Genomic DNA, 15,898 nt, shown 5'->3' with positions numbered 1-15,898 from the left:
TCCACAGGCCGGGCCGCGCGCGCACGGGTACACAACTGGTGCTTGTCTGCGGACGCGGACGGGCGTCACCGATATGTTGGCGCGACCATCACCTGGAGGACCGTTTGCACACCTGGCCCGGCAACCCGTACCCGCTCGGGGCGACCTACGACGGAAGCGGCACGAACTTCGCGCTCTTCAGTGAGGTCGCCGAGCGCGTCGAACTCTGTCTGTTCGACACCGACGGCAACGAAGAGTGCGTCCCCCTCGTCGAGGTCGACGCCTACGTCTGGCACGCCTACCTGCCGAACATCGGTCCCGGCCAGGAGTACGGCTTCCGTGTCCACGGCCCGTACGACCCCGACAACGGCGCACGCTGCAACCCGTCCAAGCTCCTGCTCGACCCCTACGCCAAGGCGACGAGCGGCGAGATCGACTGGGACCAGTCGCTCTTCGCGTACACGTTCGGCGACCCGGACTCGACGAACGACGACGACTCCGCGGCGCACATGATGAAGGGCGTCGTGATCAACCCGTTCTTCGACTGGCAGGGCGACCGCGCACCGCGTACGCCCTACGGCGAGACTGTGATCTACGAAGCACACGTCAAGGGCCTCACGGAGACCCACCCCGACGTGCCCGAAGAGCAGCGCGGCACCTACGCCGGCGTCTCGCACCCCGCGGTCATCGAGCACCTGCAGCGACTCGGTGTCACGACGCTCGAGCTCATGCCGGTGCACCAGTTCGTGAACGACTCGACCCTGCAGGACAAGGGGCTGTCGAACTACTGGGGCTACAACACCATCGGCTTCTTCGCGCCGCACTCCTCGTACTCGTCCTCGGGCGACCAGGGGCAGCAGGTGCAGGAGTTCAAGACGATGGTGCGGGAGCTCCACCGCGCCGGCATCGAGGTCGTGCTCGACGTCGTCTACAACCACACCGCCGAGGGCAACCACCTCGGGCCGACGCTGTCGTTCCGCGGCATCGACAACGCGGCGTACTACCGCCTGGTCGACGACGACAAGAAGTTCTACATGGACTACACGGGCACCGGGAACTCGCTCAACGTCGGCCACCCCCACTCGCTGCAGCTCATCCTCGACTCGCTGCGTTACTGGGTGACCGAGATGCACGTCGACGGCTTCCGCTTCGACCTCGCCTCGGCGCTCGCCCGCGAGTTCTACGAGGTCGATCGGCTGTCCGCGTTCTTCGAGCTCGTGCAGCAGGACCCGATCGTGTCGCAGGTCAAGCTCATCGCCGAGCCCTGGGACGTCGGCCCCGGCGGCTACCAGGTCGGCAACTTCCCGCCCCAGTGGTCGGAGTGGAACGGCAAGTACCGCGACACCGTGCGCGACTTCTGGCGCGGCGAGTCGTCGACGCTCGGTGAGTTCGCCTCGCGCATCTCCGGCTCGGCCGACCTGTACGAGCACGACGGCCGCACGCCCAAGGCCAGCATCAACTTCATCACCGCGCACGACGGCTTCACGCTGTACGACCTCGTCGCCTACAACGAGAAGCACAACGAAGCCAACGGCGAGGACAACAACGACGGCGAGAGCCACAACCGGTCCTGGAACTCCGGCGCCGAGGGCCCGACCGACGACGAGACCGTGAACGCCCTGCGGCTGCAGCGACGCCGGAACTTCCTGGCGACGCTGCTCCTCAGCCAGGGCGTGCCGATGATCGCCCACGGCGATGAGCTCGGCCGTTCGCAGTCCGGCAACAACAACGTCTACGCGCAGGACTCCGAGCTCAGCTGGATCGACTGGGAGTCCGCGGACGACGACCTCGTCCAGTTCACCGCCGACGTGGTCAAGCTGCGCCACGACCACCCGACGTTCCGCCGCACCCGGTACTTCAACGGGCGCCCGGTGCGCCGTGGTCAGGACGAGCCGCTGCCCGACGTGGTCTGGCTCACGCCCGAGGGCGACGCGATGTCGCCGGAGGACTGGGACTCCGGTTTCGGCAAGAGCGTCGGCATGTACCTGAACGGCGACGGCATCCGTGGGCGCGACTCCCGCGGCGAGCGCGTCACCGACGTGGCGTTCATCACGTACTTCAACGCCCACGACGACGTCGTGACGTTCACGCTGCCGCCCGAGGAGTACGCACCCGGCTGGACGGTCCGCATCGACACCGCCGAGCCCGGCGCCCGTGACGAGATCGTCGAGGCGGGCACGCCGCTCGACGTCCCCGCCCGGTCGATGATCGTCCTCCGCGCCGAGCCGAACCACGAGGTCTCCGTCGCACCGGTCGAGGTCCAGCACCACGAGGGCGATCCAGAGCTCCGGTCCCCGCAGGACGCCGTGACGCCAGCGAACCCCGCCGGTTCCACCGCGCCGAGCGGCACCGCACGATGAGCGCCGGCACACCGGGAGCCGGGCGTCGCGTCCCGGTCTCGACCTACCGGCTGCAGGTCTCCGCCGACTTCGACCTGGCCGCGGCACGCGACCTCGTCGACTACGTGCACGACCTCGGCGCCGACTGGCTGTACCTGTCGCCGGTCCTGCAGTCGGAGCCCGGCTCGGACCACGGCTACGACGTCGTCGACCACACGCACGTCGACACCGACCGTGGTGGGGACGAAGCCCTCCGGGTCCTCGCCGAGGCCGCGCACGCGGTCGGGCTCGGCGTGCTGGTCGACGTCGTCCCGAACCACGTCGGGGTCGCCACCCCTGCGGTCAACCCGTGGTGGTGGTCCCTGCTCGAACTCGGCCAGGGCTCCCCCGTCGCCTGGGCGTTCGACGTCGACTGGGACGCCGGCGACGGCAAGGTCCGGGTGCCGGTCCTCGACGACCGGCTCCTCGAAGCCGTCACGCTCGACACGTCCGACGCCGAGCGCCCGGTGCTCCGGGTCGGCGACACCGCGTACCCGACCGCGCCGGGCAGCGCCCACCCGGGCGACTCGGTCGAGGCCGTGCACGCGCTGCAGCACTACGCGTTCGTGCACTGGAAGCGTGCCGACCACGAGCTGAACTACCGCCGGTTCTTCGCGGTGAACACGCTCGCCGCCATCCGGGTCGAGGAACCCGAGGTGTTCGCGGCGTCGCACGGCGTCATCGGCGGCTGGTTCCGCGACGGCCTCGTCGACGGCCTGCGCATCGACCACCCGGACGGACTCTACGACCCCGCCGGCTACCTGCAGGACCTCGCCGCGCTGACCGGCGGTGCGTACACCCTCGTCGAGAAGATCCTCGAACCCGGCGAGGAGCTCCCGAGCTCCTGGCCCGTCGACGGCACGACCGGGTACGACGCCCTGGGCGTCCTGGACCGCGTGCTCGTCGACCCCGCGGGCGAACCCTCGCTGACCGCGGCGTCGGGCGCGGAACCAGCCGACTGGCAGCGCCTCACGCACGACACCCGCCGCGGCATCGCCGACGGGATCCTGGGCAGCGAGGTCGAGCGGCTCGCCCGACTGCTCGCGCCGGTCACCGCCGACGCGGACGCGATCACGCACGAACGGCTCGTCGATGCCCTCGCCGAAGTCGTGGCGTCGTTCGACGTCTACCGCACCTACCTGCCCGAGGGCGCGCACCACCTCATCGCGTCGCTCGAACGCGCGGCAGAGGCCCGTCCCGACCTCGACGACGTCATCGACCGGATCGCCCCGGCGCTCGTCGACCCGGAGAACGCCGCCGCGATCCGCCTGCAGCAGACGAGCGGCATGGTGATGGCCAAGGGCGTCGAGGACACGGCCTTCTACCGCACCTCTCGCCTGACGTCCCTGAGCGAGGTCGGTGGCGACCCGAGCGTGTTCGCGGTGTCCGTGGCCGACTTCCACCAGGCGCAGCGCGACCGGCTCGGCAGCTGGCCGCACACCATGACGACGCTCACCACCCACGACACGAAGCGCAGCGAGGACACCCGCGCACGCATCGCGGTCCTGGCCGAGCTCGGCAGCGAGTGGGCCGACACACTCGACCGGTTGCAGTCCCTCGTCCCGCTCGAGGACCGCGTGTTCGCCGACCTCCTCTGGCAGGCGATCGTCGGTGCCCGACCCGCGAGTCGTGAGCGGCTGCACGCCTACGCCGAGAAGGCATCACGCGAAGCCGGTGACAGCACCACCTGGACCGAGCCCGACGAGGCGTTCGAGCAGCAGATGCACGCGATCGTCGACGCAGCGTTCGACGACCCGGACGTGGTCGCCGTGCTCGACGCCCTCGACGAGCAGATCGACGCCGCGGGGTGGTCGAACGGGCTCGCGCAGAAGCTCTTGCAGCTCACGGCTCCCGGCGTCCCCGACGTGTACCAGGGCACCGAGTTCTGGGACCGGTCCCTCGTCGACCCCGACAACCGCCGAGCCGTGGACTACGCCGAACGGCGCCACGTCCTCGCCGAGATCGACGGCCCGGACGACGACGGCCCCGAGGACCTTCCGGCGATCGGGATCGACGGCGCCGCGAAGCTCCTCGTGACCGCCCGTGCACTCCGTCTCCGCCGCGACCAGCCGGAGCTCTTCACGCGGTACCTCGCGCTCGAAGCGACGGGCAGCGCGGCGGACCACGTCGTCGCGTTCGACCGCGGCGGTGCCGTCACGGTCGCCACACGACTGCCGATCGGCCTCGAACGGGTCGGTGGCTGGGGTGACACCCTCGTGCACGCCGTCCCCGTCGACCGGGTCGACCTGCTCACCGGCAGGACCTTCCCGGCCAGCCGGGGCATCGCACTCGCGGACCTGCTCACCACCTACCCGGTCGCGCTGCTCGTGCCGGCCGCCACGGTCGGGGAACCCGGCCACGCCGACACGGTGACCGACGCGTCCGACGCGGAACGGGCCCCCCGGTCGACCGCCCGGACCACCCCGGCGACCGAGTCCGACGCGCAAGCGGAGATCGACATCCTGGAGGGTCACGCATGACCGCACCCGACCGTTACGCCGTCTGGGCGCCCGAGCCGGACCGCGTCCGGCTGGTCGTCGACGACGTCGAGTACCCGCTGACCCGGGCCGACGACGACTGGTGGTCGACCGACGCGATAATGCCGGTCGTCGGTGCCCGCTACGGGTTCCGCCTCGGCGACGACGACGCGGTCCGACCCGACCCCCGCAGTCGTTTCCAGCCGGACGGGGTGCACGGCACGTCCGCCGTCGTCGACCCCGCGCGCTTCGCGTGGACCGACGAGTCGTGGACCGGACGACCGGCCCGCGGCGCCGTGATCTACGAGATGCACGTCGGCACCTACACGCCGGAGGGCACCCTCGACGCGGCGGCGCAGAAGCTCGACCACCTGGTCGAGCTCGGCGTCGAGTTCGTCGAACTGCTGCCCGTGAACGGTGTGAACGGCGAGTGGAACTGGGGGTACGACGGGGTCGCCTGGTACGCGGTGCACGCCCCGTACGGCGGCCCCGACGCCTACGACCGGTTCGTCGACACGGCGCACTCGCTCGGTCTGGGGGTCATCCAGGACGTCGTCTACAACCACCTCGGGCCGAGCGGCAACTACCTGCCGCTGTACGGGCCGTACCTGGTGCAGGGGCTCGCGAACACGTGGGGCGACTCGGTGAACGTCGAGCACCCCGAGGTCCGTCGGTACGTCCTCGACAACGTGCGCATGTGGTTCCGCGACCACCACGTCGACGGGCTCCGGCTCGACGCCGTGCACGCGATCCGCGACACCACGCGGCCGCACGTCCTGGCCGAGATGGCCGACGAGACGGACGCCTACGGTTCCTTCGTCGGTCGTCCGCTGTCGTTGATCGCCGAGTCGGACCTCAACGACCCGGTGATGTTCCGCCCGCGGGAAGCCGCCGGGTACGGACTCGCCGGACAGTGGTCCGACGACTTCCACCACGCCGTGCACGTGGCGCTGACGGGCGAGACGAACGGCTACTACGCCGACTTCGCACCGCTGTCCGCGCTCGCGAAGGTGCTCGACCACGGGTTCTTCCACGACGGCACGTGGTCGTCGTTCCGTGGCCGGCGCCACGGGCAGCCGATCGACCGTGGGACCTCCCCGGCGACGGCCCTGGTGGTCACGAACCAGAACCACGACCAGATCGGCAACCGCGCGGCGGGCGACCGTCTGGCGGCGACGCTCGACGACGAAGGCCTCGTCATCGCTGCGGCACTGACGCTGCTGGGCCCGTTCACACCCATGCTGTTCATGGGTGAGGAGTTCGCCGCGACGACGCCGTGGCAGTTCTTCACGTCGCACCCGGAGCCCGAGCTCGGCAAGGCGACGGCCGAGGGCCGCATCCGCGAGTTCGCGGAGCACGGCTGGGACGAGTCGGCCGTGCCGGACCCGCAAGACCCGACGACGTTCACGAACTCGAAGCTCGACTGGGCCGACGTCAGTTCCGAGCGGGGTGCGGCGATCCTGCGCGCCTACCGGGTGCTCGTCGCCCTGCGCCGGACCGACCAGGCCTTCGTCGACCACCGGTACGAGGCGAACGCCGTGCGGTTCAGCGAGGACCGGCGGTGGCTGGTGCTCACGCGTGGGCTGCTCGGACCGGACGCGGCACCCGTGCACGTCGTGGTGAACTTCCTCGACGACGCAGCCGAGGTGCCGGTCCCCGGTGCCACCGGCGAAGAGCTCTACCGGTTCGGAGCGGCCGAGGTCGCGACGGACTGCGTGCGGTTCCGCGGGCGCGGCGTGGTGGTGTTGCGCTAGTCGCTGCGGTGTCACCGAACCGAGACTCGGGGTGGGCGACGGCGTTCGTGCTGCACAGCACGGGCCCTGTCGCCCACCCCGAGTCTCGTCGAACGGTGCGCCCGCGGGTCAGGAGGCGTGATCGGCCACGGCGTGTGCGTTGGTGCGCACGGACGGCAGCTTCCGGTGGTCCTTGACCAGCGAACGGGTCTCGCGGATGCGGCGGTCGATGCCCCACTTCGTCACGAGGGCCAGGCTCTCGCGCACGATGTTGCCGCTCATCTTCGAGACACCGAACTCCCGCTCCGTGAACGTGATCGGGGTCTCCACGACCCGCAGACCGGCCTCGAGGGCACGCCAGCACAGGTCGACCTGGAAGCAGTAGCCCTTCGAGGCGACGCCGGCCAGGTCGATCCGCTCGAACGCCTGCGAGGTGAAGACCCGGAACCCACCGGTGGCGTCGCGGACGGCGATGCCGAGGGCCAGGCGCGTGTAGAGGTTGCCGCCGCGGGAGAGCAGTTCGCGGTACCAGGGCCAGTTCTCGACCTTGCCGCCCTTGATCCAGCGGGACCCGAGGACGAGGTCGTTCGTGTCGGCGAGCTCGAGCATCCACGGCAGGTACTCGGGGTGGTGCGACCCGTCGGCGTCCATCTCGACGAGCTTGTCGTAGCCGTGCTCGAGCCCCCAGGCGAACCCGGACAGGTACGCGCCGCCGAGGCCGTCCTTCACCGTGCGGTGCATGACGTGCACCCGGTCGGACTCGCGGGCGATCGCGTCGGCGATGTCACCGGTGCCGTCGGGCGAGTTGTCGTCGACGACGAGTACGTGCACTCCGTCGTCCGTCGCGGCGAGCGTGCGCTCGACGATGGGACGGACGTTCTCCGCCTCGTCGTAGGTCGGGATGATGACCAGGGTCTCGCTCATGGTGCTCCTCGTGCTCCACATCGAATGTATCGGTCGGTCATGGGTCAGTCCGACGAGAGGTCTGCGAACACGATCAGGTTGTCCGTGTAGTGCCCGGTGGCGGTGTCGAACACGCCGTCGCAGGTGATCAGTCGGAGTTGGGGGGTTGGGGTGGTGCCGTAGACGTCGCTCGTCGGGAACGCCGACTTGGCGGCGCGTTCCGAGCGGTCGACGGTGAAGGTGCGGGTGGTGCCGTCGGACATCGCGACGTGGATCTCGTCGCCGGCGACCAGTTCGTCGAGCCGGAAGAACACCGCGGCGCTCGTCGGGCTGTCGACGTGGCCGGCGATGACGGCGGGGCCGACCTCACCGGGGACGATGCCGTCGCTGAACCACCCGGCGCTGTCCCAGTCGACGGGCGGGTCGAGTTCACCGGCGGAGCCGCGGTGCAGGTCCTCGAGGTTCGACTGCACGCCGATCGCGGGGATCGAGACGCTGACGGGGGTCGCCGCGGATCGGGCAGCGGGTGCCGCCGGGTCCTGGAACCCCTCGATGCCCGACCGGTCAGACGCAGACCCCGCAGAACCCGACCCAGCAGAAGCAGAAGCAGAAGCAGACCCCGAAGGCACTGAATCGGCCCGTCCGTCCGACCCGTCACTGCCGACGGTCGACGCGAGTGCCACGCCGGTGACGCCGCCACCCACGACGACCGCGGCCAGCACCGCCCCGATCACCACGCCACGACGCCGGAATGCCGGACCGCGCCCGGCGGACCGTCGGCCGGTCATGACGTGCCTCCGGCCTTCGTCCCGCAGCCACCGAGCACGTCCGACGTGAGCATGGTCGAACCGAGTGCCGCCCAGGCGTCCCCGTAGTAGGTCGGCGTGGTGGCAGCCGTCCGGTCGGCCCGCTCCAGGTCGTCGGCGGCAGCACCGGAGGAACCGGCCGCGTACTCGGCGGCGGCACGGGCGGTGTACGCCAGGGCGTTCGTGTCCCCGGTCACGGCGGTGCCGCCCAGGTCGAGCTGGGCCGCGAGCTGCGTCGTCCGACGCAGGGTCGGGGCGAGCGACCCGGCGAGGGCACGGTCGTCGGCGGAGCACGCCTCGGCGTAGCGGACGGGCGTCCGCATCGCGTCGTAGCCGTACAGCACGCGCTGGTCCCCTCCGGTGGCGGGCATCGGGTCGACGGTGCCGTCGGCGTGCACCTGCGACCAGTCGCTCGGCAGCTGCGACTCGTCGAGCACCGCCGCCGTCGCCGCGCGGGAGCCACGGTTCAGCGCGGTCCAGCGGTCGTCGCCCGTGGCCTTCGCCAGCACCGCGAAGGCTGCCGGCGACGCGTACGAGGCGTTGTACCGGTACGGCTCGGAGTCCGCCCACGGCCCGGGCAGCAGGATCGTGCCGAGTTCCGTGGTCGCGGTCTCGTGCTCCAGGATCGCCGAGGCGATGCGCTTGCCGGCTGCCGTGTAGCGGTCCTCGCCCCAGGCATCACCGGCGAGCACCAGGGCCCGCGCGGCGTCGAGGTCGGCGTCGCTCGCGGGCTGCTCGTCGGCGACACCGGCGTCGGGCGTCCAACGCCAGGCGAGCAGGTCGTCGTCGGTCAGCATGTGCGTCTTCGTCCACTTCCAGATGTCGTCGAACCGGTCGCGGTCACCGTTCGCGAAGGCGATGAGCAGCCCGTAGGCCTGTCCTTCGCTGACGGTGTCGTCGCCCTGGTCGGTGCGGACGACGCGGCCGTCCTGCACGTAGCGGTCGAGGAACTCCGTGCGGAGCTCCTTCGGGGAGCGTGCCGCGTCGGGCGCGCTGGTCGAGGTCGGGGTGGCGACCGAGCCGCTTCCGGCTTCGGTGTCCTGCCCCCACGGGCGCACGGCGATGAGCGCGACGCCGACGGCGACGACCACCGCCGCCGCGGCGGTGACGGGTATCCAGGTCCTGCGGGTCATGCTGGCCTGCCTTTCCGTGGATGGTGACGACGGCACTGGACGGGAGGACCGGATCACGTGAGCGTGTCGGCGGACGTGATCCGTGCCTCCCGGCCAGGGCGTCAGCGGTACAGCGAGCGGAGCGCTGCGATGGCCGTGTGCACGGCCTCCGTCATCGGGCGGTCGGCGGCTGCGCCGCCGCCACCCGTCTGCACGCCGCCGGTCGGCGTCGCGGCGGTGGCCGCGGCGTCCGTGACCGGCACGACCGTCAGGTCGCCCTTGCTGTCGTCGAGGACGAACAGGGTGGAGACGGTGTTGCCCGCGAGGTCGACACTGGCGGTGCCCTGCTGGCCGCTGCCGGAGACGTCGAGCGTCCACTTGCCGGAGTCGACGGTGGCGTACTTGGTGGCGGTGCCGAACTTCGCACCCTCGGCGATGGCGGTGCCCTCGGAGGTGCTCACGTCGACCTGCTTCGCCGTGGTGGCGGCCTGGACCAGCCGGAGCTTCGCCTTGCCGTCGCCGGGCTGCTGCAGGTCGTCGGTGAACGCCGTCGTCTTGAGGTCGGTGTTCTTGCCGTACGCGACGACCGTGCTCGCGTCGCCCTTGTCGACCGTCACGTCGGTGGAGATCACCGGCGTGGAGTCCGGGGCGTCCGAGGCACGCATCGACAGCACGTAGGTGCCGACCGGGAGCTCCTGGTACTTGCTGACCTGGCCGTACGTGACGTCGTCGAGCTCGAAGACCGTCTTGCCGCCGGACAGGCTGGACAGTTCGACGTCGACGCCCTTGGTGTCGGGCGAAAGGTGGCCGACGCGGAGCCAGCCCTCGTCGGAGGTGGCGGCGGAGGCGGTCTGGGGTGCTGCGAGTCCGACGGTCGCTGCGACGAGGGTCGCTGCGAGTGCGCCGACGACGACGGTGCGGCGTCGCTGGGTGTGTGCGGTCATGGTCGTGCTCCTTCGGGTCGTGGTGCTGGTCGGGTCCTGTGCGGTGGTGCTGCGGGCGTTCCCGGGGGCGTCGCTGCGGGCGTTCCCGCGAGCCGCCCCGCGAGCGGGCCCGCGAGCGGCCCCGCGAGCGGGCGAAATGACGGGGTCGGCGCCCGGAGCACCCGGGCACTTCGCCCGCTCGGCGGTCCCGCGTGTGCGGGTGGTGCGGGCCGCCCCGCGAGCGGGCGAAATGCCGGGGCCGGCGTCCGGAGCACCCGGGCATTTCGCCCGCTCGGCGATCCGCTCGGCGGACGGGGCGGCGGGGCGGCGGGTCACGAGGCGCTCGTCGCGGTCGTGGTCGGGTCCGCCGGGGTGTAGGTGACGGTGAGGCGTTCGCCCTCACGCTCGACCGACGCCGGCCGGAACGAATCGGACATCGCCTCGAGGGTGGCGGCCACGCGCTCCGCCGAGGCAGCGTCACTCGTGTGCAGGACGGCGGTGCGGAACGGCTGCCCGGTCTCGCCCGTGAGCGGAGTGAACCGGTCGACGCGGACGTCCTGGTCGGCGAGCACCTGGCCGAGCGCGATCATCGCTCGCGAGTCGACCTGACCCGCACGGAACTGCGACTTGGTGCCGTCGTCGGCCCGGAGCGCCGGGTTCGACGCCAGCTCGGTGCCCATGGTCTTCCGCAGGTCGCTGGCCCGGGTGATCGCGGCCTGTGCGGCCGTCGATCCCTCGGCGTGGATGCGTCGGACCTCGACCTGCTGGTCACCGGACCCGAAGGTCGCGACGGCCGTCGAGTTCTCGATCGCCTGGCGGACGTCGGACGACGAGTTGCCGCCGGTCCGCATGGAGTCCGTCGTGATGACGTAGTCCGAGTCCTTCCACCCGTTGGGCGACTGGCGCTCCACGGCTCCGTCGGTGTCGAGCTTGTAGTACCAGACCACGTTGTTCCGGGCGAAGCCGTCCTCGACGAGGTCGACCCACATGGCGTCGTCCACCAGCAGTCGGGAGGACTTCGAGACGTTGTCCCCGACCCACTGCTCGGCCTGCTGCATCGGCAGGTCGAGGTTGCCCAGGACGAAGCCGCGCAGCTGTGTTCCCCAGAGCGGCACCGCCACGACGAGTGCGACCGCGGTGGTGACGGCCCAGGTGATGCCGAGACCTCGACGGGTCCCGGCGCCGAGGCGGGTACGGGTGCGGACCCGACCGGCGATCGCCAGGACGGCACGCTCGGCCGTGTAGGCGACCAGCAGGGCGGCGAACGGGATGAGCATGATGACGTACGGCACCGGCAGGTACCCGTTCGGGCGGAACATCATCGCGAGCAGGAAGACGAGCATCGCGGCGATCGGACGGACCCGGCGCAGGAAGAGCCCGACGGCCGCAGCGGCCGAGCCGAGCACGATGAACACTGGGTCGAGCGCCCACCACTGCGACGCGGCGGCGTTTGCCAGGCTGCCCGGGTCGAACAGCGATCCCGATGCCGAGCGCGAGCCGAGCTGGTAGGTGATGCCCTCGAACAGGCTGACCCGACCGCTGCTCGGCAGCAGCTCGCCCTTGACCGCGGCGAGCAGCAGGTACCCGCCGCCGATGATGACCAGGACGGCCCCGGCGACGCTCAGCGTGTACCGGCGGGTGCTCTTGTCGGCTCGACGGATCGCCATCCAGATGAGGAACGGCAGGGCGAGCAGGTACGTCTCCTTGGAGAGCACCGCGATGCCGAGGCACGCAGCGGCTCCGGCGAACCCGGCGAGCTGCTGACGACGGCTCAGCACGAGGACGAACGCGGCGAGCAGCCACGGCGTCGCGACGTTGTCGATGTAGACCGTACGGTGGTACTGCAGGGCGAGCGGCGACAGCGCGAAGACGAGTCCGGCCGCGGCAGCGGTGATCCGGCCGGCACCGAGGCGGCGGGCCAGGACGAACAGCAGGATGCTCGAGACGGCGGAGAAGAAGACCATCGCCTCGCGGCCGGCCTCGACGGCGAACGGGTAGCGCGCGAACGCCCCGGTCAGACCGGTGTAGCCGGCGATCTGGATCCAGCCGAGCGGCGGGTGGTCGTACCAGTACGTGTAGTGCGTGATCTCACCGAGGTGCATGATCGCCCAGGCCTGCGCCGTGTACGTGCCCTCGTCGTCGATCCGCTGCGGGGTGCCGGACATGTTCCAGGCCTGCACGATGACGGTGACGGCGACGACGGGCAGCAGCCACGTCAGGCTCGCGGCGTGCCGGCGGAACCAGGCGCCGATGCCGGTGCGGTCGCCGGCGACGGCCCCGCGGATGGGGATACCGGTGGTGTTGGTGATGCTGGCGGTCATCGGGTCCCTCCTGTGGTCGTTCCGGCGAGCTCACGTTCGGAAGACGAAGACGAAGACGTCGCGCCCGCGGACCCGGTCAACTCCGACGCGAAGCCGATGACCTCGGCGGGCTGCTCGGCGTTCCGGTGCTGGCCCGTGTGCTCCGTCTTCTCCCAGCCGTTCTGCCCCTTCGCGTGGCGGACCACCGCTCGGACGGCTGCTGCAGCGAGGAAGACCTGGTACGGCACGAGACCGAGCACGAGCTTCACGTAGTCGCGGAAGCGGACCTTCTCCTTGTAGATGCGACCGAACTCGTTGAGGCCGACGACCTCGACGGCCAGCAGCATGAGCGTCGGCGCCACCGGGATGAACGACACCAGGGCGATCGCCGTCGGCACCTTGACGAACAGGATCATCAGGACGCTGAGCGGGATGAGCAGACCGGTGGCCGCCTGGATGAACGGCATGGTCAGCATGTACCGGGCGAAGAAGCGCTGACGGAACGACGGCAGCTTCTTCCACTCCCCCTTGCCGAGCACCTGCAGGAAGCCCTGGTTCCACCGCGTTCGCTGCTTGAGCAGCGAGGCGAAGGTCGGCGGGGTCTCCTCGCGGGTGACGGCCTCGGGGCTGTAGGCGACGACGACCTTCGCGCCGTCGGCGGACAGGCGGACACCGAGCTCGCAGTCCTCGGCGAGGCAGTGCGCGTCCCAGCCGTTCGACCAGTCGAGGCGTTCCTTCGTCACGAAGACGGTGTTGCCGCCGAGCGGGATGAACTTCGATCCGGCGTGGAAGTGCAGGCGCGAGCGGAACCAGAAGTAGTACTCCAGGACGTTCCGGAGCGACCACCAGCTGGACTTGAAGTTCATCAGCTGCACGCCGCCCTGCACGACGTCGGCGCCGGTCTCCTGGAACCGCGAGTCCACCAGGGTGAGCAGGTGCGGGTAGACCTCGTCCTCGGCGTCGAACACGCCGACGACGTCACCGGTCGCGTACTGCAGCGCCAGGTTCATCGCCTTCGGCTTGTTCTTCGGCAGGGTGTCGTCGACGACCACCCGGATCAGCTCGGGGTGGCGGGCTGCGGCGGCGCGGACGACGGCGTCCGTCTCCGGGTCGTCCTCGCCGACGATCGCGATGATCTCGAAGTCGGGGTGGTCCTGCTTCGCGAGCATGTCGAGCGTCTGGCCCATGACCTCTTGCTCGTGCCGTCCGGGCACCAGCAGGGTGAAGCGGTGCGCGGCCGGGCGCGGGGTCTGGCTGAAGCTCGTCGACTTCAGCGCGTCCCGCGAGCGCCACGCGTGCAACATCCACCAGAGCGTCGTCAACGCGACGATCGTGAGCAGTACGGAGATCGCGATGAGGGCGGAGTAGCCGATCCACTCGCCCAGCGACCACGCGGCCTGCTGGACGGCACCGGAGCCTCCGGTCGGGACGTCGGTGGTCCCTCGGTTCGGGACGCTCGACGGAGCCGTCCCCTCGTTCGGCTGGAGCAGCGGCCCTGCGGCCGTCAGCAGCGTGGCGGAGATGGTCATGCGGCGAGCCCCTTCGTGCGACGAGCATCGGTGGAACGGAAGACGAGGGCCTTGTACGCGGCGAACCGGAAAGCGGTTCCGAGCACGAGGCCGACGCCGTTGCCGGCGACGTTGTCGGCGAGGGTCGAGGTGAACCCGAGGACGTAGTGCGAGACGAACAGGCAGGCCGCGGCGATGCCGAGCCCGATCAGGTTGGTGGCAGCGAAGAGCAGCCCCTCGCGCACGGTCTCGCGGCGGCCGGTCTGGCGCTCGGCACGGAACGTGATGAAGCGGTTGCCGATCCACGCCACGGCGGTCGACACGACGGCCGACACGATCTTCGCGGCGATGGGACCGTCGGGCATGACGGTGGCGCGCAGCAGGTTGTAGATGCCCAGATCGATGACGAAGCAGACGGCACCGATCGTGCCGAACGACGCGAGTTGCCTCGCGGTGGCGAGCAGGCGGGCGACCGTGCCGGGTCGCACGGGCGGCACCGTTCCGGTGTCGGGTGACACCAGAACGGGGGTATCAGTTCGGGTCATGCCCCCGATTCGGGGGTAACCGGATTGTGGTTTGGGTGGGGTACGGGCTTACCCAGGCGTCTGCCAGTTCCACGACACGTACTGTTCACACGGGGTACCGACGGCCGGTCTGTGCAGACCGGACCGGTCTGTGCAGGCAGCCAGCAGAGCGGACGGGAGGCCCGTGGCGGCGTCGCCACGGGCCTCCCGTCCGATGGTGGGTCGCGTCTCAGGCGGGACGCTGCGCCGGGGACACGGTCTTGGCCGCGTCGCGCTCCGGGAGGTCACCCAGTGCCTCGTCGATGGCGGCGAGCGCGTCGGCGTCGAGCGTGACGCCCGCTGCCTTGACGTTGTCCGTGACCTGCTCCGGACGCGAGGCACCGACGATGGCGCTGGCGACGTTGTCGTTCTGCAGGGTCCACGCGATCGCGAGCTGCGCGAGGGTGAGGCCGGCCTGGTCGGCGACGGGCTGCAGGCGCTGCACGGCTTCGAGGACCTCGTCGCGCATGAACCGCTTGATCATGTCGGCACCGCCCTTCTCGTCCGTGGCACGCGAGCCCTCGGGCAGCGGCTGACCCGGCTTGTACTTGCCGGTCAGGACACCCTGAGCGATGGGCGACCAGACGATCTGCGACAGGCCGAGCTGCTTCGAGGCGGGGACGACCTCGCCCTCGATGACCCGCCACAGCATCGAGTACTGCGGCTGGTTCGAGATGAGCTGGAAGCCGAGCTCCTTCGCGAGCGCTGCGCCGGCGCGGATCTGCTCGGCGTTCCACTCGCTGACGCCGATGTAGAGCGCCTTGCCCTGGCGGACGACGTCCGCGAAGGCCTGCATGGTCTCTTCGAGGGGGGTCTCGTGGTCGTAGCGGTGCGCCTGGTAGAGGTCGACGTAGTCGGTCTGCAGGCGGGTCAGCGAGCCGTTGATCGACTCCGTGATGTGCTTGCGGCTGAGGCCGACGTCGTTGTGCTGCTTGGGGCCGGTAGGCCAGTAGACCTTCGTGAAGACCTCGAGCCCAGCACGCCGCTCGCCCTTGAGTGCTTCGCCGAGGACGGTCTCGGCGGCGGTGTTGGCGTACGTGTCCGCGGTGTCGAACGTGGTGATGCCGGCGTCGAGCGCTGCCCGCACGCACTGGGAGGCGACGTCGTTCTCGACCTGCGAGCCGTGCGTCAGCCAGTTGCCGTAGGTGATCTCGGAGATCTTGAGTCCGGAGTTGCCCAGGTACCTGAATTCCATGGTCCCGACGCTACTGGAGCC

At 70.5% G+C, this 15,898-nt stretch carries 11 protein-coding genes; 3 read left to right on the top strand and 8 right to left on the bottom strand.

The genetic code is table 11. From position 1 onward, the window contains the following. Positions 1–104 precede the first annotated feature (104 nt). The 3 genes from glgX to treZ are packed head-to-tail and all read left to right on the top strand — an operon-like array spanning position 105 to position 6,588. Positions 105–2,339, top strand: coding sequence for a glycogen debranching protein GlgX (gene glgX / locus OGL88_RS13885; protein ID WP_263091776.1), 2,235 nt, complete (start codon positions 105–107; stop codon positions 2,337–2,339). Then, the gene (gene treY / locus OGL88_RS13880; RefSeq protein WP_263091775.1) at positions 2,336–4,837 is read left to right on the top strand and encodes a malto-oligosyltrehalose synthase; all 2,502 of its coding nucleotides are present in this window, start codon (positions 2,336–2,338) and stop codon (positions 4,835–4,837) included. Before glgX ends, treY begins: the two co-directional genes overlap by 4 nt. After that, the gene (gene treZ, locus OGL88_RS13875; protein ID WP_263091774.1) at positions 4,834–6,588 is read left to right on the top strand and encodes a malto-oligosyltrehalose trehalohydrolase; all 1,755 of its coding nucleotides are present in this window, start codon (positions 4,834–4,836) and stop codon (positions 6,586–6,588) included. The genes treY and treZ overlap by 4 nt, the downstream gene beginning before the upstream one ends. Positions 6,589–6,696: 108 nt before the next feature. Here treZ and OGL88_RS13870 read toward each other — a convergent pair whose 3' ends face one another. From OGL88_RS13870 to OGL88_RS13835, 8 genes are all read right to left on the bottom strand, one after another. Further along, positions 6,697–7,491 carry a polyprenol monophosphomannose synthase gene (locus tag OGL88_RS13870; RefSeq protein ID WP_263091773.1) on the bottom strand — a complete coding sequence of 265 codons (795 nt, stop codon included), beginning with the start codon at positions 7,489–7,491 and terminating at the stop codon, positions 6,697–6,699. Between the two features lie 44 nt (positions 7,492–7,535). Beyond that, positions 7,536–8,258, bottom strand: coding sequence for a class F sortase (locus tag OGL88_RS13865; protein ID WP_263091772.1), 723 nt, complete (start codon positions 8,256–8,258; stop codon positions 7,536–7,538). Beyond that, on the bottom strand, positions 8,255–9,409 hold the full coding sequence (locus tag OGL88_RS13860; protein WP_263091771.1) for a glycosyl hydrolase family 8: 1,155 nt from the start codon (positions 9,407–9,409) through the stop codon (positions 8,255–8,257). Before OGL88_RS13860 ends, OGL88_RS13865 begins: the two co-directional genes overlap by 4 nt. Before the next feature lie 101 nt (positions 9,410–9,510). Continuing rightward, entirely contained in the window at positions 9,511–10,332 is an 822-nt protein-coding gene (locus OGL88_RS13855) for a DUF4397 domain-containing protein (RefSeq protein WP_263091770.1), read from the bottom strand. A gap of 311 nt (positions 10,333–10,643) precedes the next feature. Beyond that, positions 10,644–12,632, bottom strand: coding sequence for an ArnT family glycosyltransferase (locus OGL88_RS13850; protein WP_263091769.1), 1,989 nt, complete (start codon positions 12,630–12,632; stop codon positions 10,644–10,646). Further along, positions 12,629–14,140 carry a glycosyltransferase family 2 protein gene (locus OGL88_RS13845; protein WP_263091768.1) on the bottom strand — a complete coding sequence of 504 codons (1,512 nt, stop codon included), beginning with the start codon at positions 14,138–14,140 and terminating at the stop codon, positions 12,629–12,631. The genes OGL88_RS13850 and OGL88_RS13845 overlap by 4 nt, the downstream gene beginning before the upstream one ends. Next, the gene (locus tag OGL88_RS13840; protein ID WP_263091767.1) at positions 14,137–14,607 is read right to left on the bottom strand and encodes a GtrA family protein; all 471 of its coding nucleotides are present in this window, start codon (positions 14,605–14,607) and stop codon (positions 14,137–14,139) included. The genes OGL88_RS13845 and OGL88_RS13840 overlap by 4 nt, the downstream gene beginning before the upstream one ends. 265 nt (positions 14,608–14,872) lie before the next feature. Further along, complete coding sequence (locus OGL88_RS13835; RefSeq protein WP_123341141.1) at positions 14,873–15,877, bottom strand: aldo/keto reductase family protein; 1,005 nt, start codon at positions 15,875–15,877, stop codon at positions 14,873–14,875. Positions 15,878–15,898: the final 21 nt, after the last annotated feature.

Source organism: Curtobacterium sp. RIT-PI-V, assembly GCF_025642935.1.
Lineage (GTDB): Bacteria > Actinomycetota > Actinomycetes > Actinomycetales > Microbacteriaceae > Curtobacterium.
Note: the sequence above shows the minus strand (reverse complement) of the source record. Positions and strands in the feature narration are given on the sequence as shown.